Source organism: Caballeronia sp. SL2Y3 (genome assembly GCF_022879575.1).
Classification (GTDB): Bacteria; Pseudomonadota; Gammaproteobacteria; order Burkholderiales; family Burkholderiaceae; genus Caballeronia.
The window spans coordinates 1,763,694-1,790,605 of the sequence record NZ_CP084260.1; the positions used below are offsets into that span (position 1 = coordinate 1,763,694).

Annotated in this window: 27 protein-coding genes; 14 read left to right on the forward strand and 13 right to left on the reverse strand. The window is 65.4% G+C overall.

Annotated elements, in window-relative coordinates; translation table 11 throughout:
- From LDZ26_RS08305 to LDZ26_RS08320, 4 genes are all read right to left on the reverse strand, one after another.
- Complete coding sequence (locus LDZ26_RS08305) at positions 1-645, reverse strand: phosphatidylserine decarboxylase (protein ID WP_244846813.1); 645 nt, start codon at positions 643-645, stop codon at positions 1-3.
- A 106-nt stretch (positions 646-751) separates the two neighbouring features.
- Positions 752-1,768, reverse strand: a complete 1,017-nt coding sequence (ilvC, locus tag LDZ26_RS08310; RefSeq protein WP_175944239.1) for a ketol-acid reductoisomerase — start codon at positions 1,766-1,768, stop codon at positions 752-754.
- Between the two features lie 68 nt (positions 1,769-1,836).
- A complete protein-coding gene (ilvN, locus tag LDZ26_RS08315) occupies positions 1,837-2,328 on the reverse strand; it encodes an acetolactate synthase small subunit (protein WP_008341906.1) in 492 nt (163 codons plus the stop codon).
- A 109-nt stretch (positions 2,329-2,437) separates the two neighbouring features.
- The gene (locus LDZ26_RS08320; protein ID WP_244846814.1) at positions 2,438-4,201 is read right to left on the reverse strand and encodes an acetolactate synthase 3 catalytic subunit; all 1,764 of its coding nucleotides are present in this window, start codon (positions 4,199-4,201) and stop codon (positions 2,438-2,440) included.
- A gap of 368 nt (positions 4,202-4,569) precedes the next feature.
- Between LDZ26_RS08320 and LDZ26_RS08325 the strand changes: the two genes are divergently transcribed.
- The 10 genes from LDZ26_RS08325 (at position 4,570) to LDZ26_RS08370 (ending at position 11,795) form a co-directional block, all read left to right on the forward strand.
- Positions 4,570-5,133: an RNA polymerase sigma factor gene (locus LDZ26_RS08325; RefSeq protein WP_175944243.1), complete on the forward strand. Its 564-nt coding sequence runs from the start codon at positions 4,570-4,572 to the stop codon at positions 5,131-5,133.
- Positions 5,130-5,582, forward strand: coding sequence for a DUF3619 family protein (locus LDZ26_RS08330; RefSeq protein ID WP_244846815.1), 453 nt, complete (start codon positions 5,130-5,132; stop codon positions 5,580-5,582). The genes LDZ26_RS08325 and LDZ26_RS08330 overlap by 4 nt, the downstream gene beginning before the upstream one ends.
- A 27-nt stretch (positions 5,583-5,609) precedes the next feature.
- The gene (locus LDZ26_RS08335) at positions 5,610-6,365 is read left to right on the forward strand and encodes a DUF3106 domain-containing protein (RefSeq protein WP_244846816.1); all 756 of its coding nucleotides are present in this window, start codon (positions 5,610-5,612) and stop codon (positions 6,363-6,365) included.
- A gap of 7 nt (positions 6,366-6,372) precedes the next feature.
- Positions 6,373-6,876, forward strand: a complete 504-nt coding sequence (locus tag LDZ26_RS08340; RefSeq protein ID WP_244846817.1) for an RDD family protein — start codon at positions 6,373-6,375, stop codon at positions 6,874-6,876.
- Positions 6,877-6,981: 105 nt separating this feature from the next.
- Entirely contained in the window at positions 6,982-7,917 is a 936-nt protein-coding gene (locus LDZ26_RS08345) for a UDP-2,3-diacylglucosamine diphosphatase (RefSeq protein WP_244846818.1), read from the forward strand.
- A 31-nt stretch (positions 7,918-7,948) separates the two neighbouring features.
- Entirely contained in the window at positions 7,949-8,980 is a 1,032-nt protein-coding gene (locus tag LDZ26_RS08350) for a glycosyltransferase family 1 protein (RefSeq protein WP_244846819.1), read from the forward strand.
- On the forward strand, positions 8,977-9,552 hold the full coding sequence (locus tag LDZ26_RS08355; protein WP_244846820.1) for a diacylglycerol kinase: 576 nt from the start codon (positions 8,977-8,979) through the stop codon (positions 9,550-9,552). The genes LDZ26_RS08350 and LDZ26_RS08355 overlap by 4 nt, the downstream gene beginning before the upstream one ends.
- Before the next feature lie 161 nt (positions 9,553-9,713).
- Positions 9,714-10,451 carry a TetR/AcrR family transcriptional regulator gene (locus tag LDZ26_RS08360; RefSeq protein ID WP_244846821.1) on the forward strand — a complete coding sequence of 246 codons (738 nt, stop codon included), beginning with the start codon at positions 9,714-9,716 and terminating at the stop codon, positions 10,449-10,451.
- On the forward strand, positions 10,451-11,035 hold the full coding sequence (locus LDZ26_RS08365; protein ID WP_244846822.1) for a TIGR00730 family Rossman fold protein: 585 nt from the start codon (positions 10,451-10,453) through the stop codon (positions 11,033-11,035). Before LDZ26_RS08360 ends, LDZ26_RS08365 begins: the two co-directional genes overlap by 1 nt.
- Positions 11,036-11,048: 13 nt before the next feature.
- Positions 11,049-11,795, forward strand: a complete 747-nt coding sequence (locus tag LDZ26_RS08370) for an SDR family oxidoreductase (RefSeq protein ID WP_244846823.1) — start codon at positions 11,049-11,051, stop codon at positions 11,793-11,795.
- A 13-nt stretch (positions 11,796-11,808) separates the two neighbouring features.
- Here the strand turns inward: LDZ26_RS08370 and LDZ26_RS08375 are convergent, their stop codons facing one another.
- The 6 genes from LDZ26_RS08375 to sugE all read right to left on the reverse strand — a co-directional run bounded on the left by LDZ26_RS08375 (position 11,809) and on the right by sugE (position 17,501).
- A complete protein-coding gene (locus LDZ26_RS08375; protein ID WP_244846824.1) occupies positions 11,809-12,402 on the reverse strand; it encodes a DUF924 family protein in 594 nt (197 codons plus the stop codon).
- Positions 12,399-13,130: an alanyl-tRNA editing protein gene (locus LDZ26_RS08380; RefSeq protein WP_244846825.1), complete on the reverse strand. Its 732-nt coding sequence runs from the start codon at positions 13,128-13,130 to the stop codon at positions 12,399-12,401. The genes LDZ26_RS08375 and LDZ26_RS08380 overlap by 4 nt, the downstream gene beginning before the upstream one ends.
- A 91-nt stretch (positions 13,131-13,221) precedes the next feature.
- Positions 13,222-13,653: a group II truncated hemoglobin gene (locus LDZ26_RS08385; protein WP_244846826.1), complete on the reverse strand. Its 432-nt coding sequence runs from the start codon at positions 13,651-13,653 to the stop codon at positions 13,222-13,224.
- 20 nt (positions 13,654-13,673) lie between these two features.
- The gene (locus LDZ26_RS08390; protein ID WP_244849096.1) at positions 13,674-16,163 is read right to left on the reverse strand and encodes an ABC transporter permease; all 2,490 of its coding nucleotides are present in this window, start codon (positions 16,161-16,163) and stop codon (positions 13,674-13,676) included.
- Between the two features lie 116 nt (positions 16,164-16,279).
- The gene (locus LDZ26_RS08395; RefSeq protein ID WP_244846827.1) at positions 16,280-16,909 is read right to left on the reverse strand and encodes a DUF4126 domain-containing protein; all 630 of its coding nucleotides are present in this window, start codon (positions 16,907-16,909) and stop codon (positions 16,280-16,282) included.
- A 271-nt stretch (positions 16,910-17,180) separates the two neighbouring features.
- Positions 17,181-17,501: a quaternary ammonium compound efflux SMR transporter SugE gene (sugE, locus tag LDZ26_RS08400; protein ID WP_244846828.1), complete on the reverse strand. Its 321-nt coding sequence runs from the start codon at positions 17,499-17,501 to the stop codon at positions 17,181-17,183.
- A 215-nt stretch (positions 17,502-17,716) separates the two neighbouring features.
- Between sugE and LDZ26_RS08405 the strand changes: the two genes are divergently transcribed.
- Both LDZ26_RS08405 and cydB read left to right on the forward strand, forming a co-directional pair.
- Complete coding sequence (locus LDZ26_RS08405; RefSeq protein WP_244846829.1) at positions 17,717-19,180, forward strand: cytochrome ubiquinol oxidase subunit I; 1,464 nt, start codon at positions 17,717-17,719, stop codon at positions 19,178-19,180.
- A 25-nt stretch (positions 19,181-19,205) separates the two neighbouring features.
- The gene (gene cydB, locus LDZ26_RS08410) at positions 19,206-20,213 is read left to right on the forward strand and encodes a cytochrome d ubiquinol oxidase subunit II (protein WP_244846830.1); all 1,008 of its coding nucleotides are present in this window, start codon (positions 19,206-19,208) and stop codon (positions 20,211-20,213) included.
- 4 nt (positions 20,214-20,217) lie between these two features.
- On the opposite strand, the gene LDZ26_RS08415 is transcribed toward cydB, so the two are convergent.
- Genes LDZ26_RS08415 through LDZ26_RS08425 form a run of 3 tightly spaced genes read right to left on the reverse strand, consistent with a single transcriptional unit; the run spans position 20,218 to position 22,620 of the window.
- A complete protein-coding gene (locus tag LDZ26_RS08415; protein WP_244846831.1) occupies positions 20,218-20,703 on the reverse strand; it encodes a hypothetical protein in 486 nt (161 codons plus the stop codon).
- 37 nt (positions 20,704-20,740) lie between these two features.
- On the reverse strand, positions 20,741-21,310 hold the full coding sequence (locus LDZ26_RS08420) for a peroxiredoxin (protein WP_244846832.1): 570 nt from the start codon (positions 21,308-21,310) through the stop codon (positions 20,741-20,743).
- Positions 21,311-21,345: 35 nt separating this feature from the next.
- Positions 21,346-22,620 carry an EAL and HDOD domain-containing protein gene (locus LDZ26_RS08425; protein WP_244846833.1) on the reverse strand — a complete coding sequence of 425 codons (1,275 nt, stop codon included), beginning with the start codon at positions 22,618-22,620 and terminating at the stop codon, positions 21,346-21,348.
- A 522-nt stretch (positions 22,621-23,142) separates the two neighbouring features.
- On the opposite strand from LDZ26_RS08425, the gene LDZ26_RS08430 reads away from it, so the two are divergent.
- The gene (locus LDZ26_RS08430; protein WP_244846834.1) at positions 23,143-25,035 is read left to right on the forward strand and encodes a bifunctional diguanylate cyclase/phosphodiesterase; all 1,893 of its coding nucleotides are present in this window, start codon (positions 23,143-23,145) and stop codon (positions 25,033-25,035) included.
- Between the two features lie 141 nt (positions 25,036-25,176).
- Positions 25,177-26,649 carry an HDOD domain-containing protein gene (locus LDZ26_RS08435; RefSeq protein ID WP_244846835.1) on the forward strand — a complete coding sequence of 491 codons (1,473 nt, stop codon included), beginning with the start codon at positions 25,177-25,179 and terminating at the stop codon, positions 26,647-26,649.
- Positions 26,650-26,912 lie beyond the last annotated feature (263 nt).

Genomic DNA, 26,912 nt, shown 5'->3' on the forward strand with positions numbered 1-26,912 from the left:
TTATTCCGCGAACTCGGCGAGAATCGTCGACGAGGCGGACACCTTCTCGCCGATCGCCACGCGCGGCCGGCTGCCGACCGGCAGATACACGTCGACGCGCGAACCGAAGCGGATGAAGCCGTAGCGTTGACCGCGCGTGAGCGGCTCGCCCGCGTGGACGTAGCAGAGAATGCGCCGCGCGATCAGCCCGGCGATCTGCACCGACGTCACCGTATGCCCGGTCGCCGTCTGCAGCACGATGGCGTTGCGCTCGTTTTCGGTCGATGCCTTGTCGACGGCCGCGTTCAGATACGCACCCGGGAAGTACTGCACCTTGGTGATCGCGCCATCGACCGGCGAACGCTGCGAGTGCACGTTGAACACGTTCATGAACACGCTGATCTTCAGCGCCTCGCGGCCCGCGTACGGATCATGCGCGGTTTCCACCGCGACGATGCGCCCGTCCGCCGGACACAGCACGGCATTGGCCTGCGTGGGAATGGGGCGCGGCGGATCGCGGAAGAACTGGACGACGAAAATCACGATCAGCCAGAAGATCCAGGCGAAGCCGAAGCCGCCGACCGCCTGCACGAGAATGGCAATGACGGCCGCGATGGCGATGAACGGCCAGCCTTCGCGGGCAATGATCGGATGGGGATAGTTCATGAACGAGGTCTGTGTTTTTTAAAACCCGTAGGATAGCAAAAGCCGCCCTCGGCACAGCGGCTTCGGGCGGCTTTCGTGACAGCAAGAACCGTGACGCGCGAAAAACTTAGTTCTTCGACTGGTCGACGAGCTTGTTCTTCGCGATCCACGGCATCATCGCGCGCAGCTTCTCGCCGACTTGCTCGATCTGATGCTCGGCCGTCAGGCGGCGGCGCGATTGCAGCGTCGGCGCGCCGGCGCGGTTCTCGATAATGAAGCTCTTCGCGTATTCGCCGGTCTGGATGTCCTTCAGCACGGCCTTCATCGCCTTCTTCGTCTCTTCCGTGACGATGCGCGGGCCCGTCACGTACTCGCCGTACTCGGCGTTGTTCGAGATCGAGTAGTTCATGTTGGCGATGCCGCCTTCATAGATCAGGTCGACGATCAGCTTCAATTCGTGCAGGCACTCGAAGTACGCCATTTCCGGCGCGTAGCCTGCTTCCACCAGCGTTTCGAAGCCGGCCTTGATCAGGTCGACCGTGCCGCCGCACAGCACCGCCTGTTCGCCGAAGAGGTCGGTTTCGGTCTCTTCACGGAAGTTCGTTTCGATGATGCCCGCGCGGCCGCCGCCGTTGGCCACCGCGTACGAGAGCGCCACGTCGCGCGCCGAGCCGGTCTTGTCCTGCGCGACCGCGATCAGGTGCGGCACGCCGCCGCCTTGCGTGTACGTGTTGCGCACGGTGTGACCCGGCGCCTTCGGCGCGATCATGATGACGTCGAGATCGGCGCGCGGGATCACCTGGCCGTAATGCACGTTGAAGCCGTGCGCGAACGCGAGCGCCGCGCCGTTCTTGATGTTCGCGTGAACTTCCTTCGCGTACACCTCGGCGATCTGCTCGTCGGGCAGCAGCATCATCACGACGTCGGCGCCCTTCACCGCTTCGGCCACTTCCTTGACCGGCAGACCGGCGTTCTCGGCCTTGCTCCACGAAGCGCCGCCCTTGCGCAGGCCGACCGTCACGTTCACGCCGCTTTCCTTCAGGTTCAGCGCGTGCGCATGGCCTTGCGAGCCATAACCGATGATGGTGACTTGCTTGCCCTTGATGAGGGAGAGGTCGGCGTCTTTGTCGTAGAAAACTTTCATGGTGGTTCCTTGAGTCCTGGGTCTGTCTCCGCGAGAAGCAGAGGAAATGAGTCGAGTTGCGTGTGGTGCTACACCTTCAGGATGCGCTCGCCCCGGCCGATGCCGGAACTGCCCGTGCGAACCGTCTCCAGAATCGCCGTGGCGTCGAGCGCCTGAATGAACGCGTCGAGCTTGTCGGAGGCGCCCGTCAGTTCCATGGTGTAGGTCTTTTCGGTCACGTCGATGATGCGGCCGCGGAAGATATCCGCCATCCGCTTCATCTCTTCGCGTTCCTTGCCGACTGCCCTTACCTTGATGAGCATCAGCTCGCGCTCGATGTGGGCGCCCTCTGTCAGGTCGACCACTTTCACCACCTCGATCAGGCGGTTCAGGTGCTTCGTGATCTGTTCGATCACGTCGTCCGAGCCGATGGAGACGATGGTGAGCCGCGACAGCGAACTGTCTTCGGTCGGCGCCACCGTCAGCGTTTCGATGTTGTAGCCGCGCGCGGAAAAGAGCCCGACGACACGCGATAACGCGCCCGGCTCGTTTTCCAGCAGTACGGAGATGATGTGTTTCATGTGCGTGTTTCCCGATATGTCCAGAAGAAGCGTTCGTCCGAAAGACCCGCGCGCGGCGCTCGTCCTTTGTGAAGACGGGCGCGCGCGAGCCTCGCGTGACAAAGCCGCGTTAGAGATCCTCAGAGCCGAGCAGCATTTCCGTGATGCCCTTGCCTGCCTGCACCATCGGGAATACGTTTTCGGTCGGATCGGTCTGGAAGTCGAGAAACACGGTGCGATCTTTCAGACGCAGCGCTTCCTTGAGCGCCGGTTCGACGTCCGCGGTCTTTTCGACGCGAATGCCGACGTGGCCGTACGCTTCGGCGAGCTTCACGAAGTCGGGCAGCGCGTCCATGTACGAACTGGAATAGCGCTTCTTGTATTCGATCTGCTGCCACTGGCGAACCATGCCGAGATAGCGGTTGTTGAGCGAGATGATCTTGACCGGCGTGTTGTACTGCTTGCAGGTCGAGAGCTCCTGAATGCACATCTGAATGGAGCCTTCGCCCGTGATGCAGACCACGTCCTCGTCGGGATACGCCATCTTCACGCCCATCGCTGCCGGCAGGCCGAAGCCCATCGTGCCGAGGCCGCCCGAGTTGATCCAGCGGCGCGGCTTGTTGAACGGATAGAACTGCGCCGCCCACATTTGATGCTGGCCGACATCCGAACACACGAAGGCGTTGCCGTCCGTCAGCTCCGCGAGCTTCTCGACGACGTACTGCGGCTTGATGATCTCGCTCTTGCGGTCGTAGGCGAGGCAGTCTTTCGAGCGCCAGCCTTCGATCTCGTCCCACCACGACTTGAGCGCGGCCGTGTCCGGCCCGTGCTCCGCGTGCTGAAGCTGCTCGATCAGCTCTTTCAGGACTTCCTTCACGTCGCCGACGATCGGGATATCGACCTTCACGCGCTTCGAGATGGACGACGGATCGACGTCGATATGAATGATCTTGCGCGGCGACGAAGCGAAGTGCTTCGGGTCGCCGATCACGCGGTCGTCGAAGCGCGCGCCGATGGCGATCAGAACGTCGCAGTGCTGCATGGCCATGTTGGCTTCGTAGGTGCCGTGCATGCCGAGCATGCCGAGGAACTTCTTGTCGCTCGCGCGATAGCCGCCCAGGCCCATCAGCGTATTGGTGACGGGATAGCCGAGCAGATCGGCGAACTGGTTCAGTTCGCGCGATGCGTCCGCGAGAATGATGCCGCCGCCGGTGTAGATATACGGCCGCTTGGCCGACAAGAGCAGTTGCACCGCCTTGCGGATCTGGCCGGAGTGGCCCTTCGTGACCGGGTTGTACGAGCGCAGCGACACGCTCTTGACCGGCTCGTAGCGGCACGGCGCTTTCGACACATCCTTCGGAACGTCGATCAGCACCGGGCCGGGACGCCCCGTGCGCGCAATGTAGAAGGCTTTCTTGACGGTGGCGGCGAGATCGCGCACGTCCTTCACGAGGAAGTTGTGCTTGACGCAGGGCCGTGTAATGCCGACGGTGTCGCATTCCTGGAACGCGTCGAGGCCGATGGCCGCGGTGGGCACCTGCCCGCTGATGACGACGAGCGGAATCGAATCCATGTAGGCCGTGGCGATGCCGGTGACGGCATTGGTGACGCCCGGGCCGGAGGTCACGAGGCACACGCCCACTTTGCCGGTCGAGCGCGAATACGCGTCGGCGGCGTGCACGGCGGCCTGCTCGTGTCGCACGAGAATGTGCTGAATCTGGTCCTGCTTGTACAGCTCGTCGTAGATGTAGAGTACCGAGCCGCCGGGATAGCCCCACACGAACTCGACGTTTTCGTCGGCGAGCGCGCGCATGAGCACCGTCGCGCCGATGGAATCGGCTTCGTGAGAGGGAGTGGTATCCGACGTGGAGAATTCCGCGCTAGGCATGTTCATTCATCACCTTTCGAATTTTCGGCAAAAAATTGATCGGGTGCTCTCTGCCGGGCTTGTGGCTCGGGTTCAAGCGGCGCGTCTTGGTTTGACAGGCGAACTTCTTGGGCTCGCCTCAAAGCAGACAATTCACTTTATGATGCGAGTCGGGAACGATAGCCCGTTTTTGCGCACACGGTCAAGCAAAAACTTCCCGGGCGCGCTCTGAGTGCTCCGTTCGGCCGTTTTTCCCGCGCCTGCCGTGCGCGATACGGCGCAACAAATCGTTTCCCGATCCTCCCGCGACAGCGAAAATTTGCTAGCATCCGCAGGTTTTCCTGGAACTCCACAATCTCTTTCGACGCAAATTCGTTGCGCCGGGTCCCCAACGGATGGCATCAGACAAGGAACTCGCCGATTTTCTGGCGGGCGTCGAAAGACGCGCGTTCAAGCAGACCGTGTACACCGTCCGCGACGACGACGCGGCGCTCGACATCGTCCAGGACGCCATGATCAAGCTCGCGGAAAAATACGGCGACAAGCCGTCGGCCGAGCTTCCTCTTTTGTTCCAGCGTATCCTCCAGAATGCGACGCACGACTACTTTCGCCGTCAGAAGGTTCGCAACACCTGGATCAGCCTGTTCTCCTCGTTCGGCAGCGCCGACGACGACGAGTTCGACCCGCTCGAAACCTTCGAATCCGAGGACGGCGCGACCGGCAGCGAAAGCAGTGAGAGCCGGCTGGAACGCGAGCAGGTGCTCAACCTGATCGACGCGGAAATCCAGAAATTACCGGCGCGTCAACGAGAAGCTTTTCTCATGCGTTACTGGGAAGATATGGATGTCGCAGAGACGGCCGCCGCGATGGGCTGCTCCGAGGGCAGCGTGAAGACGCACTGTTCACGCGCCACGCACGCTCTCGCGCAAGCCCTGAAAGCCAAAGGGATCACGCTATGAGTTCCGCTCTTGAAACGAAGGAAAACGAGTTCGCGCTGAAGGTCGTGCGCGCGCTCGACGAAAGCGCGTCGGCCATTCCGGCCGCCGCGATGGATCGGCTCGCCGAGGCGCGCCGCGCCGCGATCGCGCGCAAGAAGCCCGAGAAAGTGGCGGTCGCCGCCGCTGCGCCTGTGTTCACGCCGGTGCTGGCCGGCGCGGGCGCCACGCTCTCGGCCGGCGGTTCCGGCGACGCGCACGGCCGCAAGAGCCTGTTCGCGCGCTTGGGCGGCTTCGGGCTGGCGGGCCCGGTGTTCGCGCTCGCCGTGGCGCTGGCGGGCATCGCTTACTGGGAAGATCAGCAGCGCAAAGCCGAACTGGCCGACATCGACGCGGCCATGATGAGCGACAGCCTGCCGCTCGACGCGTATCTCGATCACGGCTTCAACGCGTATCTGACGCGCAATCACTAAGCATCAAACCGAGCGGGGGAAATTCGGGTGAGTTACAAGCGCGGTCTCGCGATTGTCTTCGGCTGCGCGATTGCGGGTCTGGTCGCGTTCGCCGCTACTTACCCGCGCTTCTATTCGTCCTCCGCCACGGCGTCGCTGTCCGCCGCCGCGCCCAGCGGCGCGAGCGCGGGCGCGGACGGGTCGCTCTCGCCGCTTGCCGCGCTTTCATCGGACAACCCGCTTTCGTGGAGCCGTCTGACCGAGGCACAGCGCGTCGCGCTCGCGCCTTTCGCGACGCAGTGGGATTCCTTCAGCGACGAGCGCAAGCAAAAGTGGCTCAAGATCGCATCGCGCTATCACCGCATGTCGCCCGAAGCGCAGAAGCGGCTGCAGCAGCGCATGGACGAATGGGTGCGCATGACGCCCGACCAGCGCAAGGTCGCGCGGGAAAACTACCAGGTGTCGAAGCTCGTGCCGCCCGACAAGCGTGAGAAGGCCTGGGACGCGTATCAGAAGCTCTCGGAAGAACAAAAGAAAAAGCTCGCCGCGAGCGAGCGCAGCCGCCGCCCCACCGTGGTCAGCGCGCCGCCGACCGGCAAGGCCGAAGTGAAGGACATCAACCGACTGGTGGCGGCGCGCGAGCAGGGCCACGCGGCTTCGCACGCGGAAGCCGGGCCGGGCGCGGGCGCGCCGGCATCGGGCACGCCGTTGCAGCCCGCCGTGCCGAACGCCGCGAGCATCGTCCCGGCCACGCCGATTCCCGTTTCGCCGCAGCAGGCGCCGTCGATGTACAACGGTTCCTGATCGCGCGATGAGCGTCTCCGCCACCGCGACGATCCCGCCGCTTCGCGCGCCCAGCCTGCGCCGGCGCCTCTCCACGATGGTCTACGAAGGCGTCATCCTGTTCGGCGTCGTATTCATCGCCGGATACCTCTTCAGCACGCTCACGCAGCAGCGCAACGGACTCACGCATCACGACTGGCTGATGTCGTGGATCGGTCTCGTGCTGGCGGCGTATTTCGTGTGGTTCTGGACGCACGGCGGCCAGACGCTGCCGATGAAAACCTGGCGCCTGAAAGTCGTCGATGCGCGCGGCGAGCCGCTCACTGTCGGCCGAGCACTCGCGCGCTACGCGCTCGCGTGGCTGTGGTTCCTTCCGCCGCTCGCGCTGCACCCGCTCCTTTCGCTGGCGGTGCCGCAGACGCTGATCGTGCTTGCCGTCTGGATCGCGCTGTGGGCGGCAGCCGTGTGGCTCGATCCCGCCCGCCAGTTCCTGCACGACCGCCTCGCCGGCACGCGCATCGTCGCCGCCTAAGTCATCCCCTGCCTGTCCCCCTGTAATACGAACTTCTCGTGACTGTCACGGCTCGGTCACGGCCGCACGGCGTAATGCGCATACCAAAACTCGATGCGCGAGCCAATGGCCCTCCACCCGACAGTCACGCCGGCATTCGATCCCTCCACCGCTTATCGTTTTCGCAGTTCCGGCTTGCGCGTCGATCCGTCGGCGCTCGTGCCCGATTCCCCTGCGTCGCCTGAAGCCGCATCGCCCGTCGTCGACGGTGAATCGGCAGACGGAACGCATCGCTATCGCACGATCTGGCTCTCGGATATCCACTTAGGCTCCGGCGGCTGCCAGGCCGCGTATCTGCTCGACTTCCTGCGGCATCACGAATCGGACTACCTGTATCTCGTCGGCGACATCATCGACGGATGGCAGCTTCGCAAAGGCTGGTTCTGGCCGCAGGCGCACAACGACGTGGTGCAGAAAATCCTGCGCAAGGCGCGCAAGGGCACGCAAGTCGTCTATATCCCCGGCAATCACGACGAAGCCGCGCGCCAGTTCTGCGACCTCGCGTTCGGCGACATTCACGTGCGCGGCGAAGCGTTTCACACGACGCTCGCGGGCAAGCGCCTGTGGATCGTTCACGGCGATCTCTTCGACGGCGTCATTCAGCACGCCAAATGGCTCGCCTATCTCGGCGACACCGCGTACACCGCGATCCTGCTGCTCAACCGCTGGTTCAATCGCGTGCGCACGAAGCTCGGCTTCAATTACTGGTCGCTCTCGCAGTACCTGAAGCATCAGGTCAAGAACGCGGTCAATTTCATTTCGCAGTTCGAACGTGTGATGACCGATGAAGCGCGCCGCCGCGGCTGCGACGGCGTCGTGTGCGGGCACATTCACAAGGCCGAGATTCGCGATATCGACGGCATCCTGTATTGCAACGACGGGGACTGGGTCGAGAGTCTCTCCGCGCTCGTCGAGACGTACGACGGCGAACTTAAGGTCGTCTACTGGACCGTCATGCGTTCGCCCGGACAGCCGGCCGCGAAAGCACGCGCGACGGTGTGAACTCATCCATCAGGCCACACGAGGAACCGCAATGAAGATCATGATCGTGACCGATGCATGGGAGCCGCAAGTCAACGGCGTCGTGCGCACACTCAAGAACACGAGCAAGGAACTGACGGCGCTCGGGCATCGCGTGGACATGCTCACGCCGCTGGAATTCAAGACGATTCCCTGCCCGACCTATCCCGAGATTCGCCTGTCGCTGATGCCGCGCCGTCATGTCGCCGAGCGCATCGACGCGTTCGATCCCGATGCGCTGCACATCGCGACAGAAGGCCCGCTCGGCCTCGCCGCCCGCGCGTACGCACTGCGTCACAAGCTGCCGTACACGACCGCCTATCACACGCGGTTTCCCGAATACGTGAAGGCGCGCTTCGGCATTCCGCTCGCGATGACATATCGCTTTCTGCGCTGGTTCCACGGACCGTCGCAGGCGGTCATGGCGCCGACGCCCGTGGTCAAGAAAGATCTGGAAGCCTACGGATTCACGAACGTCGTGCTGTGGACGCGCGGCGTGGATCTCGACATCTTCCATCCGATGGACTCGAAGGTGCTCAACACCGCGCGGCCGATCTTTCTGTATGTCGGGCGCGTGGCGATCGAGAAGAACGTCGAAGCGTTCCTGAAGCTCGACCTGCCCGGCTCGAAATGGGTCGCGGGCGAAGGCCCCGCGCTCGCCGAACTGAAATCTCGCTACACGAACGTCAACTATCTCGGCGTGCTGTCGCAGCCGGAACTCGCGAAGGTGTACGCCGCCGCCGATGTCTTCGTGTTTCCGAGCCGCACCGATACGTTCGGCCTCGTGCTGCTGGAAGCGATGGCCTGCGGCACGCCCATCGCGGCGTATCCGGTCACGGGTCCGATCGACGTGCTCGGCGAACACGGACCCGGCGCGCTCGACGACGACCTGCGCGAGGCGTGCCTTCAGGCGCTGAAGATCGACCGTGCCGACGCGCGCGCCTGGGCCGAACGCTTCTCGTGGCGCGCGGCGTCCGAGCAGTTCGCGTCGCATCTGCGGCAGTTCGAGCCGCGCGCGCCGCGCACCGACCGGGCGCCCGCATGACGCGTCGCCCGTTGGCGGAGGAACGCGCCGAAGCGAACGCCCGCGCGGCGGCGGGCCGCATCATGGACCCGTTCGACGACGAAACCGACGCCGGCGTCGATTTGCCCGATTCTCCCGATTCGCCCGCTCAGGCAACCGAACCGCTCGGCACCGACGACCTGCCCTTCAATCCGTACAAGGGCAATCGCGGCTTCACGCGCGCCTGGCACGCGATGAAGAACTCGATCGCGGGCTTTCGCATCGCGATCCGCGAGGAAAGCGCCTTCCGGCAGGAACTGACGCTCGCGGCCATTCTGTTGCCGTGCAGCCTGTTTGTGCCGGTGGCGCCGGTCGAGCGCGCCGCGCTGATCGGCTCGGTGCTGCTGGTGCTGATCGTCGAGCTGCTGAATTCGAGCGTCGAGGCAGCGATCGACCGTATCTCGCTGGAACGCCACGAACTCTCGAAGCGCGCGAAGGACTTCGGCAGCGCCGCCGTGATGGTCGCACTCGCGGTATGCGTGCTCACGTGGGCCATGATTCTGTGGCCGCACGCGCCCGCTGCGGCTGCGTGGCTCGGGCGTCTTTTGGCTTGAGCGCGCGGTATCTCGTAAAGTCGTCGCCGGGTCTGCGAGGCCGCGTCCGGAACGGAGAACGAGCGGTTTATAATCGTCCGATATTCTCAAAAATAGCAACGGAACCGGACGCGGGCATGCTTGCACGAGGCCGCCGCAACCGGATGCCAAGGTCGGACGACATGGAAGCGAAACCTCCCCGCCGTACCCGCGAACGGATTCTCGAGCTGTCGCTGAAGTTGTTCAACGATATCGGCGAACCCAACGTCACCACGACGACGATCGCCGAGGAGATGGAAATCAGTCCAGGCAATCTGTACTACCATTTCCGCAACAAAGACGACATCATCAACAGCATCTTCGCGCAGTTCGAGCAGCAGATTCAGAAGCGCCTGCGCTTTCCGGACGATCACCGGCCGACCATCGACGAGATGTGGTCCTATCTGCAGTACATGGCCGATTTTCTCTGGACGTATCGCTTTCTCTACCGCGACCTGAACGACCTTCTCGCGCGCAACCGCACGCTGGAGACGCACTTCAAGCAGATCATCACGCACAAGGTGCGCTTTGCGCAGCAGCTGTGCGAGGCGCTCGTCGCCGATCAGGAAATGGTCGCGACGCCCGCCGAGATCGAGGTGATCGCGACCAACATCGGCGTGATCGCCACATACTGGCTGTCGTATCAGTACGTGATGAATCCGCGCAAGTACAACGATCAGGAAGCGATTCGCGCGGAACTTCATCAGGTGAGCGTGCACATCATCTCGATCATGGCGCCGTATCTGCGCGGCCGCTCGCGCCAGCTTTTCGACGATCTGGTGTCCGGTAAGATGCCCAAGCGCGGATTCGCGGACTTCCTGCCGCCGCGCGACGATGCCGCCAGCGCATCGAAGAACGAAACACCGAAGGATTCCCGATAATGAAGGCAGTGTGTGTCTATTGCGGCTCCGCCACCGGAGCCCGCCCCGTCTATGCCGAAGCCGCGCGCGCGTTCGGCCGCGCGCTCGTTGAAGCGAACCTGTCGCTCGTCTACGGCGGCGGCCGCGTCGGGCTGATGGGCCTGATCGCCGATGAAGTGCTCGCCGCCGGCGGACGCGCGGTCGGCGTGATTCCCGAGTTGCTGCTCGCGAAGGAAGTCGGCCATACGGATCTCACCGAACTGCACGTCGTGCCCGACATGCACGAGCGCAAGAAGAAGATGGCCGATCTCGCCGATGCCTTCGTCGCGATGCCCGGCGGCGTCGGCACGTACGAAGAGTTCTTCGAGGTGTACACGTGGGCGCAACTCGGCTATCACCAGAAGCCCGTCGGCCTCCTGGACGTGAACGGCTATTTCGACCCGCTTCTGTCGATGCTGCGTCATACCATCGAGGAAGGCTTCATGCGCAAGCCGTATCTGGACATGATTCAGGTGGCCGCCGAGCCGGACGAGATGATCGCGAAGCTCGCGGCCTACATACCGCCCGCGAACGACAAGTGGTCCGAGAAACGCAACGCAGTCTGAGGAGAGTCGAGCGATGTCCAAAGTCATCCTGATCACCGGCGCGAGCCGCGGCATCGGCCGGTCGGCTGCCATTCTCGCGGGCGCGCGGGGCTGGTCGGTCGGCGTGAACTACGCGTCGAACGCGCAAGCCGCCGAAGAAACCGTCGCGGCGGTGCGCGCGGCGGGCGGCAAGGCCATCGCGATAGCCGGCGACGTGCGCGACGAAGCCGCGATCATTTCCATGTTCGACGCCACCGAGCAAGCCTTCGGCAAGCTCGACGGCGTGGTGAACAACGCGGGCATCGTCGCGCCGGGGGCGCCTCTGGCCGACATGGACATCGAGCGGCTCAAGCGCATCTTCGACACCAACGTGCTCGGCGCGTATCTGTGCGCGCGCGAGGCGGCGCGGCGTCTGTCGCGCTCGCGCGGCGGCCACGGCGGCTCGCTCGTGAACGTGTCGTCGGCGGCGGCGCGGCTCGGGTCGCCGAACGAATACGTGGACTACGCGGGTTCCAAAGGCGCGATCGACGCGATGACCATCGGGCTTTCCAAGGAACTCGGCCCGGAAGGCGTGCGCGTCAACGCGATTCGCCCCGGCCTCATCGAAACCGACATCCACGCGAGCGGCGGCAAGCCGGACCGCGCGCACGTGCTCGGCGTGCACACGCCGCTCGGACGCCCCGGCACGGCGGACGAAGTCGGAGAATCGATCGTCTGGCTGCTCTCCGATGCGTCGTCCTATGTGACCGGCGCGATACTGGACGTGACGGGCGGACGGTGATCGTCTCGGGCGTTCAAAAGCCGCCGTGCTCGGCGAGCCACGCTTCTTCGTCGGGCAGCGTCTTGCGCCCGAGTATCCTGTTCCGATGCGGAAAGCGCCCGAATCTTTCGATGACTTCCGCGTGTCTCAACGCGGAGTCGTAGAAGCTCGCGACGCCCGTGTCGTCGCGCAGTTTCGCGAAAAGGCGCACCGATTCACGCTGGCTGGCGAGCGTTTCGTCGTGTTCGAACGGCGTGTACACGAACGCGCGATGACAGGCGCTCGGCATTCGCAAATCGTCGCCCTGCTCGACGAGCGTCTTCGCGACCGCGAGCGCCCGCGCGTCGCCGGCAAAAGCGCGCGGCGTGTTGCGATAGCAGTTGCGCGAGAACTGATCCAGCACCACGATTAGCGCGAGCGCCGAAAGCGGCTCGCGTTCCCACTCTTCTAACCCGCCCGCCTGCGCTTCGTCGAGCAGCGCGCCGAAGCGTTCGGTCAGCATGGCGTCGAATGCGCGCTTCTTTCTCCACCACTCCTTGCGCTCGGTGCCGAACTCGGGCGAACCCTCCGCGCCGAACCAAAAGTCCAGCACGCCCTGCGCGCGCCGGTCGCCGGTCACGACCGTCAAGCCAGTTCCAGCACCAGCCGCCGCGTGCGCGCGCTCTTCTTTTCCAGCTTGGCGATGCGCAGCGTGCCGATTTCGCCGGTATTGCGCACATGCGTGCCGCCGCACGGCTGCAAGTCCACGTTCTCGATGCGCAGAAGCCGCACGCGGCCGAGACCCATCGGCGGCTTCACGCTCATCGTGCGGACGAGTTCGGGGCGCGCGGACATTTCGTCATCGGTGATCCATTCCGTGCGCACGTCGTGCGAGCCGCCGACGAGCTCGCGCAGCTTCGCTTCCACTGCTTCGCGCTCGATCGGCTCGACGGTCGCGAGATCGAGCCGCGCGTAGTCGGTCGTGATGCTGCAGCCATCGACCGGATACGGCAGCACCGCGCAGATCAGGTGGCTCGCGGTGTGCAGCCGCATATGCCGATACCGCCGCTCCCAGTCGATTTCCGCGCTCACTCTGTCGCCCACCTTGAGCTTCGCGAGCGCGTCTTCCTGACCGGGCGCGGGCACATGGACGGCATCGTCGGGCGTCGCGCCTTCGAACTTGGCCTTGCGCGTATCCGCGATGGCGACGACCGTGCCGTCGGCGAGCGTCAGCGTTCCGGCGTCGCCCGCCTGCCCGCCGCCGAGCGGATAGAACACGGTCTGGTCCAGATGGATGCCCGCCTCGTCGATGGCGGTGACGGTCGCCTCGCAGCGTCTTTGATAAGCGTCCTCGCGAAAGAGCGCGCGTGTAGTCATGACTTCGTGTCCTCGAAAGCCTTGGATGGTCGGTTGATCGCAGATGATGCCGCAAAGCGGCGCGGCCTCGCCCGGTACACAAGCGGGCGAATCAGCCGGGACGGTTGCGCATCCAGTCGGCGGTATCGAAGAACGACGTGAGCAGGCGCTCGCGCAGCGGCTCGTCAAGACCGATGTCCTCCATCGCCCAGGCCATGCAGCGCAGCCATTGATCGCGCTCGCTCGACGCGATGGCGAACGGCAGATGCCGCGCCCGCAGCCGTGGATGCCCGAAGCGGCTGATGTAGTGATCCGGTCCGCCCATCCAGCCGCACAGGAACCAGAAGGTCTTGTCGCGCGAATTGTCGAGCGTCGGCGGATGCAGCGCGCGAATGCCCGCGAACTCGGGCTCCAGGTCCATCAAATCGTAGAAACGGTCGACGAGCGCGCGCACGCGCTCCTCGCCGCCGATGAGTTCGAACGCGGTCGGCGCTCGTTGATTGGTCGCTTCGTCTTCGGAAGCCGGTTGATTCACTTCGCTCATTGCTTTGCTTTGACGGAAAACTATGCGTCCCGTAGCGATTGCAGCGCCGGGCGCGCCAGCACGCGCCGCAGGCTGAGCCAGCCGCCGAGCCCCGCGCACGCGATGCCCGCGACGACGCCCGCCGGCACGAGCCACGGATTGAAATCGATATGAAACTCGAACACGCGCGACGCGAGCACGTAGCCGATGCCCTGCGCGCCGAGCGCGGCCATGAAGCCCGACAACGCACCGACCGCGACGAACTCCGCGACCTGCACCGAGCGCACTTGCCGGTGCGACGCGCCGAGCGCGCGCAACAGCGCGGACTCGCGCATGCGCTCGTCGCGCGTGCCGGCGAGCGCCGCGTACAGCACGAGCACGCCCGCCGCGAGCGTGAAGATGAAGAGGAATTGCACCGCGCCGATCACCTGCGCGAGCGTGCGCTGAATCTGCGCGAGAATCGGCGCGGTGTCGATGGCCGTGACGTTCGGGTACGCGGCGATCAGGCCGTCGATCATGCGCTGATCGTTCGCAGGCAGATGGAAGCTCGTGATGAAGGTCGCGGGCAAGTCCGCGAGCGCCTCGGGCGGCATCAGCACGAAGAAGTTCACCTTGAACGAATTCCAGTCCACCTTGCGCAGACTGGTGACGGGCGCTTCCACCGGCAGGCCGGCCACGTCGAAACGCAGCATGTCGCCCATCTTCACGCGGATCGTCTTCGCGATGCCCTCTTCCATCGACACCTGCGGCTTGCCGCTCGCGCCGTACCACGCGCCCTGCGTCACGCGGTTGTCGTCGGGCAGCGCGGTCGTGTAGGAGAGATTGAACTCGCGGTCCACCAGCCGCTTCGCGTCCGGCTTGTCGTAGCTGTCCGGATTCACCGCTTTGCCGTTGATCGCGACGAGGCGCGCGCGCACCATCGGCGAGAGCACGGCGTCGGGCTGGCCGTGGCCGTGCAGATAGGCGAGCACGCCGTCGCGCTGGTCCGGCTGAATGTCGATCAGGAATTCGTTGGGCGCATCCGGCGGCGTGGCGTCGCGCCATCCCTTGATGAGATCGTTGCGCGTCATGCCGATCAGCAGCAGGCACATCAGCCCGATGCCGAGCGCCGTGATCTGCAACGCGCTCCCGCCGCTGCGCCGCTCCAGCGACGCGAGCGCATAGCGCCAGCCGACGCCCGCGCGGCTCCTTTCGCGCCGCACGAAGCGCGCCGCCGCCCACAGCGCCGCCCGCGCGATCACGCCGAAGAGCAGCAGCCCCGCCGCGAATCCGCCCGCGACGATCACGCCGAGCTTCAGCTCGCCCGCCGCGATCACGAGCAGCGCCGCGAAGAGCAGCACGCCGACGCCGTACGCCGCATACGCGATACGGCTCGCATCGCCCAGTTCGCGGCGGATTACGTGGACCGGCGGCACGCGCGTGAGCGGCAAAAGCGGCGGCAGCGCGAAGCCGAGCAGCAGCACGAGACCCATCGCGATGCCTTGCAACGCGGGCCAGACGCTCGCCTGCGGCAACTCGACATCGACGAGCGAACCCAGCGCGCGCAGCAGCACCAGATGCCCGATGAACCCGAGCACGATGCCCGCCACGCTGCCGATCACGCCGATCGCCAGGAATTCGTTGACGAAGAGCGCGCGCAGCGTCCGCTGGCTGATGCCGAGGCAGCGCATTGCGGCGCAGCCGTCCAGATGGCGTCGCGCGAAACGGTGCGCGGCCATGGCGATGGCGACCGCCGCGAGCAGCGCCGTCAGGAGCGAGACGAGCGTAAGAAAGTGGCTCGCGCGGTCGATGGTCTGCCGCACTTGCGGCTGGCCGTCCGAGAGCGATTCGAGCGCGACGCCGCGCAGCTTGCCGCCGTCGGTCTTGCCGCGCGCGAACTGCGCGAACCGCTCGACCTGCGCGTCCGGTCCCGCGACGAGCAGCCGGTACGTCACGCGGCTGCCGTAGCCGATGAGCCCCGTCGCCGCGATTTCATCGGCGCGCATCATGAGACGCGGCGAGAAGTTCACGAACGAGAAGCCGCGGTCCATTTCCCGCATGATGACCGCCGCGACCGTGAAGGTGCGCGTGCCGACCTTCACCGCGCCGCCGACTTTCGTCTTGAGCGCGTCGAGCAGCGCGGGATCGACCCAGACGGTGCCGGGCGCGGGAATGCCTTGCGCGGGCGAGTCAGGAGCATCGGGGCCGGGCGCGATGCGCAGCGCGCCGCGCAACGGATAGCCCGGCGTCACGCCCTTGATCGCCGCGAGCCGCGAAAGCGGCGTCTGCCCGGCCGAGCTGACCATGCTCGGGAAGATGGTCGTGCCTGCCGTTTCGAGCCCGAGCGCACGCGCTTCTTGCGCGAACATCGGATCGACGGGGTGATCGGCGCGCACGACGAAATCGGCGGCGATCATCTGGCGGGCGTCGCGGGCCAGCCCCTGCCGCATGCGATCCGCGAGAAAACCGACGCTCGACAACGCGGCGACCGCCAGCACGAGCGCGAGCAACAGCATCGTGAGTTCGCCCGCGCGCCAGTCGCGCGCGGTCATGCGCCACGACTGGCGCACGGTCTGGAGGAAGTCGAGCCGGGCGCCCGGATGCGTGTGGTGAGGCGCGTGCGGTCCTTGCGACGCCTTGGCCGCCGGTTTGTCGTTGGCCGCCGTGCTCAATCGTGCTTGCTCCGCAGTCGGCTGATCGGGTTATGCGTGCCCGGCAGCATGTGCTTGGCCATGCGCGACACGCCGCCGTGCACGCCGCGCACGAGGCGCGGCAGCGCCCAGCCGGCCACCACCAGAAACGCGATCAGCATGACGAGGAACAGGAGCGGCACGAAGAACGCGAGCACGAGGCCGAGCGTCGCGCCGACATCTTCGGTGGCGGATGCCGCCCAGTTCGACACCGGCTCCGGCGAAAGATTGATGAGCGCGCGCGTGCCGGCCTTCGCGAAATGCGACGCCCCGGCGAGCGTGCCGCCCGCGAGCGCGGCAACGGTGAGCAGCGTCGGATCGGCGTGGCCGAGCGAGCCCGCCGCGAGCACGGCGCCCGCCGGAATGCGAATGAACGTATGAATGGCGTCCCACAGGGAATCGAGCGCGGGGATCTTGTCGGCGAGAAATTCGACGAACGCGAGGAACGCGGCGACGCCGATTACCCACGGCGAAGCGAGCACGGCGAGCGTGTCGGGCAGATGAATGACGCCCATGCGGGCGAACAGGCCGGCGACGAAGACCGTGAGGTACAGGCGCAGCCCGCTCGCCCATGAAAGGCCCGCAGCGAGCGAAAGTGATTCCAGCATTGCCGCCTCCTTGTTGCGCCAGCCGCGCGCTTGGGGCCACGGCTCGATGCTGTACCGGCTGAAACAATCGGCCCGCTCCGCTGACCGAAGCGTGACCGAAAGAAGCCGCGACGCGGGCGCGCGTAAGATGGACCGCCAGCCTCCCGCCGCGAAAACCGCAACCGCACGCGAGGCGCCCGTCAGACTGACTTCAGATCATTATATCCACGCAAAATGCCCGCAGTGGGCGCGTGGCACCGCAGCGGCCAAGCGATTGCCGTTCCCGCGCCTTTCAGTGCCCCGACGTGAGCTTGAGTCCGATCAAGCCCGCGATGATGAGCACCGCGCTCACGATGCGCGCCGCCGACACCGCCTCGCCCATGAACACGATGCCGAACACGAACGCGCCGACCGCGCCGATGCCCGTCCACACCGCATACGCGGTGCCGAGCGGCAACTGGCGCATGGCGAGCGCGAGCAGCACGAAGCTGCCGATGGCCGTCACGAGCGTGAAAACGGACGGGCCGAGCTTCGTGAAGCCGTCGGACGTCTTTAAGCCCGCCGCCCACGCGACTTCCAGCAGACCGGCAATGAAGAGAAGAATCCAGGACATCGGGTCACTCCCATGAAGATGGGGCCGTCCCCAATGAGTCGATGCGCGCCCCGGTCGTCCGGCACGCGGTTAGCTGATGAGCGCGAGGCCGAAATTGTAGCAAACAGGGTCATGCGCGCCGCGTGTCCCGCGCCGGCAAACGGTGTATTAAGGAACGACGTGCGTACAGTCGCATCGTTCGACGCAAACGTTGCAAGAATCGCCAAGGAGCGTTCATGCATATCGACTCGGTTTTGCTCTCGCGCTTTCAGTTCGCGTGGGTCATCGCGTTTCATATCTTGCTGCCGGCTTTCACCGTCGGGCTATCCTGTTTCATCGCCACGCTGGAAGTCAACTGGTGGATCACCAAGCGCGATGTCTACCGGCGGCTGTCGGCGTTCTGGCTCAAGATCTTCGCGGTGTCGTTCGGCATGGGCGTGGTGTCGGGCATCGTGATGCCGTTTCAGTTCGGCACTAACTGGAGCCGCTACGCCGACCGCACCGCGAACGTCGTCGGCCCGCTGATGGGCTACGAGGTGCTGACCGCGTTCTTTCTGGAGTCGGCGTTTCTCGGCGTGCTGCTCTTCGGCCGCAAGCTCGTGCCGCAGTGGGCGCACGTGATGTCCGCGCTGTTCGTCGCGCTCGGCACGCTCATTTCGTCGTTCTGGATTCTCGCCGTCAATAGCTGGATGCAGACGCCGCAAGGCTACCGCCTCATGCCCGACGGCCGCTTCGAAGTGGTCAGCTTCTTCGACGTGATCTTCTCGCCGTCGTTTCCGTTCCGGCTGAGCCACACGGTCAGCGCGTTTCTCGTGACCACCGCCTTCGTCATTCTCGGCGTCGGCGCCATGTATATGCGTCAGGGGCGCGCGATCGAGGAAAGCCGCGTGATGCTCAAGATGTCGCTGATCTTTCTCATCATCATGGTGCCCGTGCAGATGGTGCTCGGCGACGCCCACGGCCTCAACACGCTCAAGCATCAGCCCGCCAAGCTCGCCGCGATGGAGGCGCTATGGGAATCGGGCTCGCGCGTGCCCGCCAATCTTTTCTCCATTCCCGATCAGGACGAAGAGCGCAATCACTTCGAGATCTCGGTGCCGGTGCTCGGCAGCATCTATCTGACGCACGATCCGAACGGCTACGTGCGCGGCCTCAAGGACTTTCCGCGCGAGGACCGCCCGCCCGTCGCAGTCGTGTTCTTCGCGTTTCACCTCATGGTCGGCATCGCGATGCTGATGCTCGCGATCGTGCTGTCGGGCATCGTGCTCTTCGCGCGCGGCAAGCTCGAACGCAGCAGGCGATGGCTGCGCGCGGCGACGCTCGCGATGCCGCTCGGCTTCATCGCCGTGCTCGCCGGGTGGACGACGACCGAAGCCGGCCGGCAGCCGTGGACCGTGTACGGCGTGCTGCGCACCCGCGATTCGGTGACGCCCTCGCTCACCACCGGCGATGTCGGGCTGTCGTGGCTGCTTTACGTGCTCGCGTACGCCGTGATCTTCGGCTCGGGATACATCCTCTTGCGGCGTCTCGTGCGCATCGGTCCGTCCGAAGCCACGCAGGGTCACGAGAACGAACTGCTTCAGCCGAAGACGCGCGCGGCGCGGCCGCTTTCGGCCGTATCGTCGAGCAGAGACACCTCGCGGCAGACGGCGGACGTCGCGCCGAGCGACGACATCGTGCCGCCGCGCCGGCCCAACTAGCTCATCCTGACAACCGGAGAACGCGATGCTCGATCTCGTGCCGCTGTGGGCCGCCATTCTCGCGCTGGCCGTGTTCATGTACGTGCTGCTCGACGGCTTCGATCTCGGCGTCGGCATGCTCTTTCTGCTGCGCCGCGACCACGACGAGCGCAATCTGATGATCAACTCCGTCGCGCCCGTCTGGGATTTCAACGAAACGTGGCTCGTGCTCGGCGGCGGCGGACTGTTCGCGGTGTTTCCGCTCGCCTACGCGATCATCGTGCCGGCCGTCTATTTCCCGATTCTCTTCATGCTGCTCGGGCTGATCTTTCGCGGCGTGGCGTTCGAATTCCGCGAGGTCGTCGGCGCGCGCAAGTGGCTGTGGGATCGCGCGTTCGCGTACGGGTCGCTGCTCGCCACGTTCTCGCAAGGCATCGTGCTCGGCATGTTCATTCAGGGCTTTCCGATCGTGGGCCGGCAGTACTCGGGAACGAGCTGGGACTGGCTCGCGCCGTTTCCGCTCCTGGTCGGCGTCGGCCTGATTTTCGGCTACGCGCTGCAAGGCTCGACGTGGCTCGTGCTCAAGACCGAAGGCGACTTGCAGGCGTGGGGCCGCAAGATGGCGCGCTTCGCGCTCATCGGCGTGCTGGCGTTCGTTCTGCTCATCAGCTTGTGGACGCCGCTGAAAGACGCGCGCATCGCGGCGCGCTGGTTCGGCTTTCCGATGGCCTTCGCGTTCGCGCCCGTGCCCTTGCTCACGGCCTTTCTCGCGTGGAAGCTCTGGTCGAGTCTCTCGAAAGGCCGCGAAGTGCTGCCCTTCGTCTGCTCGATGGGCCTTTTCTTCCTCGCGTTCACCGGGCTCGTCATCAGCCTGTGGCCGTTCATCGCGCCGCCTTCGGTGACGCTATGGGACGCGTCGGCCGCGCCCATCACGCATCAGTTCTTCCTGATCGGAACGCTGTTCCTGCTGCCGGTGCTGATGATCTACGTGACGTGGTCGTACTGGGTGTTTCGCGGCAAGGTGCGCAGCGACATTGGCTATCACGTGGAATGACGCATCAGAGCTTTTGCCGGACCGCGAGCGAGAGAATGCGCGTCCACTTGCGGGCCTCGGCGCGGTCGGCCATCGGCAGACGCCATTGGCCGTGAACCTTGTCGGCGACATCGAGAACGACGTGCCACTCGCCACGCGCGTCGTCCCGCGCGAGTTGCGCGTCGCGCAGGTCGGCGAAGATGTAGTGGCCGGTCGCCTCGCCTACGCGCACGTCCAGCAGGCGCTTGCCCGCGGCGAGCCGCACGCCGCCCCAGTCGCGCTTCAGTTCGTGCGTCCAGTTGGTGGCGTCGCCCTTCACGCGCGGCAGATTCGGCGCGATCTCGCGACGCCGCGCGAGCCAGTACGCGATGCCCGCCGCGACCGCCGCCGCCACGACCACCGCGACGCCGACGGCGACGCCCAGCCCGAAGCGCGCATCGAGCGCGTCGAAGGACCACACCGCGCCGTAGATCAGCGCAGCGAGCGCGATAAGCGCGAGAACGATCGGCATGACGGCTACCCTTTGCGAACGAACGGAGCGGCCGCCATCACTGCGCCTTGTGCTTCGCGTTCCACTCGCGCAGCGCCTGCAGCGTGTTCGCGACATGCTGATCCGGCGACAGACTCGTGTACTCGTAGATGACCTTGCCGTCCGGCGCGATCACGTACGACACGCGGTTGGCCATCGACCTCTTGAAGGGCAATGCGGCGTCGTACGCGCCGATGATCTTCGCGTCGGTATCGGCGGCGACCGGGAACTTGCTGCGGCATTCGCTCACTGAAAAACGCTGCAGCGTGCCGATATCGTCGTGCGACACGCCGATCACCGTCGCGCCCTGCGCCTTGTATTGATCGACCGCTTCGGCGAACTCGTGCGCTTCGATCGTGCAGCCCTTCGTGAACGCCGCCGGATAGAAGTACAGCACGACGGGGCCTTTCTTGAGCGCGTCGGCGAGCGAGTAGTCGAAGACGTTGCCGCCGAGCGACGCCTGCGTGACGAACGCAGGCGCGGCATCGCCCGGCTTGAGCGTGGCGCGCGCCAAGAGCGGATACGCCGCGACCGCGCACGCGATCAAGCCCGAAAGCGCCGCGCCTGCCAGCTTCGTTCTTCTTTTCATGCGGATGTGTCTCCGTGATCGGGTTGGTGCCGCGTTCAGTCGAGCCTTTGCTCGCCGAACCATGCCGCCGCTTCCACCTGAAGCGAAGCCAGAAGCGCGGGGCTCAGCGCGTCGAGCGCCGGATCGGCGAGCCGTCGTGCGTCGATGGCTTCGACATCGCCGCGTTCGGTCGCCCGCGCGATGCCGAGCAGGGCGCCCAGTTCGCCCTCGCCCGCGAGAATGGCCGAGCGAATATCGGCGGTCAGATGCAGCTTATCGACAATCTCGGCCGGCTGCAGATCCACCACCACGTGCACGAGCGAAAAGATGCCGGTCATGAACGCGGCATCCGAGAACGCTTCATCCGATGGACGCAGTGCATCCGCCGCCAGTTCCATGAAGCGCGCCCGCGTGCCGACGAGTTGCAAGAGCGGGTCGGAGCGCCACGGCAGGCCGCTGCCGTCCGCGTACAGCAGCAGTTGCGTCCAGCGCATCAACTGGCGCGTGCCGGCGGCGGCCATGGCTTCCTTCAGCGACGACACGTTGCGCCCCCGCGCGTGGGCGCTCGAATTGGCGAGGCGCATGAGTTGCAGCACGATGTCAGGATTACGCTTCAGCTCCACTTCGAGCTCGCGCAGGCTCGGATCGCTGCCGAGCACGGACAAGAGCCGCAGGAGCGTGCCGCGTGCCGGGCTCGCGCGCCGCGCCGACAGCACTTGGGGCCGCGCGAAGAAATAGCCTTGAAAGAGATCGAAGCCCAATGCACGCGCCTGCGCGAAATCCTCGTGCGTCTCGACCTTTTCCGCGACGAGCAGCTTGCCGTGCTTCTTGACGAGCGCCGTCAGTTCACGCAAGTGCGCGCGCTCGGCCGCGAGCACGTCCACCTTGACGATATCGACCGACGGCAGCGCGGCGAGCAATGTATCGTCGAGGCGCGTCACGTCGTCGAGCGCGAAGCGAAAGCCGTCGCGGCGCAACTGCGCGCATCGCTTGAAGAGCGCGTCGTCGAACTCGATGCTCTCCAGCAACTCGAGCACGAATCGCTCGGGCTGCATGAGATGCACGATGTCGTCGAAGATGAGTTCGCGGCTCATGTTCACGTAGCCGGGATGCAGTCCGAGCACGGCCGGCACGCCGATTTCGCCGACCGTGCGCGCGACGACATGCGCCGTCGCCTGCACGTCGTTATCGACGCGGGCGCGGTTTTCCGGGCTGTCGCGGAAGAGGAGTTCGTAGGCGGCGAGCGCGCCCGCGCCGTCGAGAATCGGCTGACGGCCGACGTAGACGCTCGGCTCGCGTCGGGCGCGCAGCTTCAGCGTTGAATCGGGCATGACGGAAACCGAATGAGGCCGACGAATCCGTCAGGCAGGACAACGACCGCGCGCGCAAAGGTTTGCGCCGACGCCCGCACCTGAGCGGTCTCGAAGCCGCAACGACCTGCGCGGGTCGGCGATAGAAGGCAATCGATCATGAAGCGTGACGTGTGGGAATTCCCGAATCGGGCGACCGTAACGCGGGACGCCCGCCAACATGGCGACCGGGGCCGAGGCGTTTGTCGCCGGAAACGCGCACTGTAACCGAAAATCGCCTTGCGTCCATGTTTTACGCCAGGCGCGCAACGGCCGCGCCGCGCGTTTTCCCTGATTGCCGCCGGCGTCCCGCGTGACGCGGCATGACGGTTAAAGAAATTCGCCAATCCGCCGATAACTCGCCTGATAGAGCGTGCCGCGCCTCATGCCGGCGCGCCGTACGCCGAGCCGCTCGAAGCGGCATTCGCGCGCCGCCGAAGCATCCGACGATCAGCTTGTGCGTCGACCATTGGCTGCGCGCCGCCGCGAGAACCTTAACTGACCATGCAAGCGAACCGGACTTCCGTCTCCCGCCGCGCACCCTGGCGCATCGCGTTCGATGTGCTTTGCCGCGCATGGAGACCCGCCGCGCGAGACGACCGCGATGCACACGCGCACGATGCTGGGTCGCCCGCGTCCGCCTCTTCCTCCGCCTCTGCTTCCGCCTCGTTAACTGCTCACGGCGCGGGCAGGCCCGCCGCCGCGCTCGAAGCGACGCTCGGCGCGGTCGATTTCCTCGCGCAGGTGGACGACGCGCTGCGCTTTCAGTACGTGTCGCACGCGAGCATCGACTTCATCGGCTATCACCACGACTACCTGAGCATGCTGACGCTGCACGATCTCGTGCCGTCCGAGGAAGCGGGCGAACTTGACGCGCTCGTCGCCCGCGCGCGCGAGAGCGGCCAGCTCGAATGCGCGACGCTCCATCTCGTGAAGTCGCTCACCTACCCGATCTGCGTCGAGCTGCGGGTTTTGGCGACCGCCTCGCAGGGCACGCCCGGCTTCGCGCTCGCCGCGTTCGACGTGTCGCGCTGGCGCGAACGCGAAGCGTCGCTCACGCACGCGCTGCATCACGATCCGCTCACCGGCCTCGAAAACGCGACCGCGCTTCAGGCGGCGGTCGGCGCGATGCAGGCGGAGGCCGAACGCACGCGCACGCAGACGGCGCTCGTCCTGCTCGATATCGACGACTATCAGCGCATCAACCGGGCGCTCGGCTCCGAGGCCGGCGACGACATGCTGCGCGAAACCGCGCGCCGCATTCAGCATACGGCCACGCACGGCGAGCGCGTGGCGCGCGTGGCCGGCGACGAGTTCGCGCTGCTGCTGCCCGCGGGCGCGACCGCCGAAGCCGCCGAGAATCTCGCGCGCCGGCTGCTGACGGCCATCGCGCAGCCGTACCGGAATCGCGGACAGCACACGCATTTGTCGGCGAGCGTCGGCGTGGCGTTGTATCCGGACCACGCCGTGAAAGACGGCGCGACCGCGAAGTCCGGCGTGCAGGCGAGCCTTCTGCGCATGGCCGATCTCGCGCTCGCGCAGGCGAAGGCCGCGGGCGGCAACACGCTCGTCGTCCATTCGCTCGACGACGATCCCGCCGACGCGGAGCGCCTCAAGCTCGAAGCCGATCTTTACGAGGCCGTGCGCAACGGCGAGTTCTCGCTCTTTTTCCAGCCGATCACGAAGATCCGCACGGGCGCGGTCGTCGGCGTGGAAGCGCTGATGCGCTGGCATCATCCGGCGCATGGGCTCGTGCCGCCCTCGACGTTCATTCCGCTCGCGGAATCCATCGGCCTCATCAACTATCTCGGCAACTGGGTGCTGAAGGCGGCGTGCATGCAGCTCGTGCAGTGGGACGCCATCGGCATCCGGCTCGATTACGTGTCGGTGAACGTGTCGCCGCGGCAGTTCCGCGACAAGCGCTTCATGGCGGCGGTGAAAGAAGCCATCGCGCTGACGGGCATCGACGCCGAGCGGCTCGTCTTCGAGATCACCGAAAGCCTGTTGATGCAGGACCCGGAAGAAGCGACGCGCCTGCTCGAAGCACTGCGCGCGCTCGGCATCCGCTTCGCCGTGGACGACTTCGGCACCGGCTATTCGAGCCTCGCCTATTTGCAACGCTTTCCCCTCGCGAAGCTCAAGATCGACCGCAGCTTTGTCGAAAACCTGATTACGTCGCGCAACAACCGCGCGATCGTGGGCGCGGTGGTCGGGCTCGCGCAGTCGCTCGGGCTGGAACTCGTCGCGGAAGGCGTCGAGACGGAGGCGCAGCGTGACTTGCTCGCCGAACTGGGCTGCGACCACATACAGGGCTGGCTGATTGGCCAGGCCATGCCGTCGGACGAACTCGCGCGTTCGTTCCAATCGAGTTCGCTCGTGCTGCACGAGACAATATGAGCGTACGAATGTTCGTGTTCTAATCAAAGAGCGCGCCTTAACGCCCTGAATCCGTGTATCTTCCGGGACCGGCCGCTGAATGATGAATCGGGCAGAGCCGCTTCGGGTTAGCCGTTCTCGCAACAACAGGTTTTTTTACGCATGGCACGCACCAAGGCCGAACTACTGGACAAGTTGTGGCAGCGCATGAGCGAGCGCGGGGACTTCCCGATGCTTTCGCAGGCGCTGCGCACGACCGTGTCCGCGATGAGCGACGACGACCTCGACTTCACTGCACTCGTGCAAGTCGTGCTGTCGGACTTCGGGCTCACGCAGAAGGTGCTGCGGCTCGCGAATTCCGCGATGTACATGGCTTTCGGCGGCAACATCACGACCGTCACCCGCGCGCTGATGGTGCTCGGCATGGACGCGGTCGGGCATCTCGTCGTCGGGCTCAAGCTCGTCGACCACTTTCATCAGAGCGCGCCGCGCCGCATCGACGCCAAGCTCGAACTCAACCGCACGCTGCTTTCGGGCACGGTCGCGCGGCAAGTGACCGAGCGCATCGACCTGCGTTCGGCGGAAGAAGCCGTGGTCTGCACGCTGATGCGGCAGATCGGCAAGCTGCTCGTCGCGTTCTATCTCGAACACGAGTGGGACCAGTTGCGCCGCAAGGCGGCCACCGAGAACATCAGCGACAGCAGCGCGTGCGCCGCGCTGCTCGGCGTGACGTTCGAGGAAATCGGCATCGAGGCGGCGGACCGCTGGCGCCTGCCGGAAACGATCCGCGCCGGCATGCGCGTGAGCGACCCGACCGCGCCGCCGGATGAAACCGTGCCGAAGCACGTGCGCTGGCTGCAGGCCGTCACCAACTATTCGACCGAAGTCGCCGATGCGCTCACCGCGCAGAACGTCGCGGCGGGCGGGCGCGAATCCATGCTCGTCGATATCGCCGAGCGCTACAGCGGCGCGCTCAACGCGGACGCGGAAACGCTCGCGTCGATGAGCCTTGCGCTCGCGAGCGAGGACAGCGGCGACGGCGTGATGCGCGAGATTGTCGAACTACAGGCGGACGCGGACGCGATGGCGCGGGCGAGCGTATCGGCGGAGGCGCGCATCGGCGCGAGTCTTGCCGACTTGCGCTCGCTGCCGTCGAAGAACGCGCTCTCACCGGTGCTCGCGCTGGCGTCGGAGGCGGTGCTCGCGGGGCTCGGTCTGTCGCGCACGGTCGTCTTCGTGCGCCAGGCCAACAATGAATTCCAGGCGCGTCTCGGCATGGGCGCGGGCATCGAGCCGATGCTTTCTTCGCTTTGTTTCAGCGCCGAGTTCCGGCCGGATGTGTTCCATCTCGCGATCACGAATCCTGTGGGCATCTTCATCGAGAATGCGCACGATCCGCGGATCGACGCGCGTTTGCCGCGCTGGTACAAGGAGACGCTCGGCGAGGCGCAGGCTTTCGTGCTGCTGCCCGTGAAGGCGAACGATTCGACTGTCGCGCTCGTTTATGGCGACTGGACTGTCGGGCAGCATGTGCACAAGATCTCTCCACAGGAGATGGGAGCGCTCAATGAGCTCACACGGGAGCTTAGCCGTTTTTTTTTCAATGCTAATTGGAAGGAAGTTGAGTTGATTTGATTTGAGGGCTTTTGGGCTTTTTGCTCTCGCCGCCCTCTTTCATCGGGGAACTTGCTTTCGCGTCGGTCTATTAGCGTTGCCCCTCCCCGGGGCGGGGGTCACTTTCTTTGCTGCTGTGAATGAACCGGAGACATAGCCGTCCGGTGTGCGCGGACGTGGTTGACACGCTTCGTCGAATTGGCCACGACACGCAGTAGTGGATTCAACTTTTTGATTCGTTAGCCCCGCTTCTCGCCGAGCGGGGCTTTTTATTGTCTCGTCCT

Excerpts from the sequence above, each read along its gene's own strand:
- LDZ26_RS08365 (WP_244846822.1), top strand. The coding sequence starts at position 10,451 with ATGAAGGCAGTGTGTGTCTATTGCGGCTCCGCCACCGGAGCCCGCCCC.
- LDZ26_RS08420 (WP_244846832.1), bottom strand. The coding sequence starts at position 21,310 with ATGAAAAGAAGAACGAAGCTGGCAGGCGCGGCGCTTTCGGGCTTGATC.
- LDZ26_RS08370 (WP_244846823.1), top strand. The coding sequence starts at position 11,049 with ATGTCCAAAGTCATCCTGATCACCGGCGCGAGCCGCGGCATCGGCCGG.
- LDZ26_RS08320 (WP_244846814.1), bottom strand. The coding sequence starts at position 4,201 with ATGAACATGCCTAGCGCGGAATTCTCCACGTCGGATACCACTCCCTCT.
- LDZ26_RS08355 (WP_244846820.1), top strand. The coding sequence starts at position 8,977 with ATGACGCGTCGCCCGTTGGCGGAGGAACGCGCCGAAGCGAACGCCCGC.
- ilvC (WP_175944239.1), bottom strand. The coding sequence starts at position 1,768 with ATGAAAGTTTTCTACGACAAAGACGCCGACCTCTCCCTCATCAAGGGC.
- LDZ26_RS08340 (WP_244846817.1), top strand. The coding sequence starts at position 6,373 with ATGAGCGTCTCCGCCACCGCGACGATCCCGCCGCTTCGCGCGCCCAGC.
- LDZ26_RS08435 (WP_244846835.1), top strand. The coding sequence starts at position 25,177 with ATGGCACGCACCAAGGCCGAACTACTGGACAAGTTGTGGCAGCGCATG.
- LDZ26_RS08430 (WP_244846834.1), top strand. The coding sequence starts at position 23,143 with ATGCAAGCGAACCGGACTTCCGTCTCCCGCCGCGCACCCTGGCGCATC.
- LDZ26_RS08380 (WP_244846825.1), bottom strand. The coding sequence starts at position 13,130 with ATGACTACACGCGCGCTCTTTCGCGAGGACGCTTATCAAAGACGCTGC.
- LDZ26_RS08395 (WP_244846827.1), bottom strand. The coding sequence starts at position 16,909 with ATGCTGGAATCACTTTCGCTCGCTGCGGGCCTTTCATGGGCGAGCGGG.
- LDZ26_RS08350 (WP_244846819.1), top strand. The coding sequence starts at position 7,949 with ATGAAGATCATGATCGTGACCGATGCATGGGAGCCGCAAGTCAACGGC.
- LDZ26_RS08305 (WP_244846813.1), bottom strand. The coding sequence starts at position 645 with ATGAACTATCCCCATCCGATCATTGCCCGCGAAGGCTGGCCGTTCATC.
- LDZ26_RS08330 (WP_244846815.1), top strand. The coding sequence starts at position 5,130 with ATGAGTTCCGCTCTTGAAACGAAGGAAAACGAGTTCGCGCTGAAGGTC.
- LDZ26_RS08425 (WP_244846833.1), bottom strand. The coding sequence starts at position 22,620 with ATGCCCGATTCAACGCTGAAGCTGCGCGCCCGACGCGAGCCGAGCGTC.
- sugE (WP_244846828.1), bottom strand. The coding sequence starts at position 17,501 with ATGTCCTGGATTCTTCTCTTCATTGCCGGTCTGCTGGAAGTCGCGTGG.
- LDZ26_RS08325 (WP_175944243.1), top strand. The coding sequence starts at position 4,570 with ATGGCATCAGACAAGGAACTCGCCGATTTTCTGGCGGGCGTCGAAAGA.
- cydB (WP_244846830.1), top strand. The coding sequence starts at position 19,206 with ATGCTCGATCTCGTGCCGCTGTGGGCCGCCATTCTCGCGCTGGCCGTG.
- LDZ26_RS08415 (WP_244846831.1), bottom strand. The coding sequence starts at position 20,703 with ATGCCGATCGTTCTCGCGCTTATCGCGCTCGCTGCGCTGATCTACGGC.
- LDZ26_RS08385 (WP_244846826.1), bottom strand. The coding sequence starts at position 13,653 with ATGAGCGAAGTGAATCAACCGGCTTCCGAAGACGAAGCGACCAATCAA.
- LDZ26_RS08360 (WP_244846821.1), top strand. The coding sequence starts at position 9,714 with ATGGAAGCGAAACCTCCCCGCCGTACCCGCGAACGGATTCTCGAGCTG.
- ilvN (WP_008341906.1), bottom strand. The coding sequence starts at position 2,328 with ATGAAACACATCATCTCCGTACTGCTGGAAAACGAGCCGGGCGCGTTA.
- LDZ26_RS08405 (WP_244846829.1), top strand. The coding sequence starts at position 17,717 with ATGCATATCGACTCGGTTTTGCTCTCGCGCTTTCAGTTCGCGTGGGTC.
- LDZ26_RS08345 (WP_244846818.1), top strand. The coding sequence starts at position 6,982 with ATGGCCCTCCACCCGACAGTCACGCCGGCATTCGATCCCTCCACCGCT.
- LDZ26_RS08390 (WP_244849096.1), bottom strand. The coding sequence starts at position 16,163 with ATGACCGCGCGCGACTGGCGCGCGGGCGAACTCACGATGCTGTTGCTC.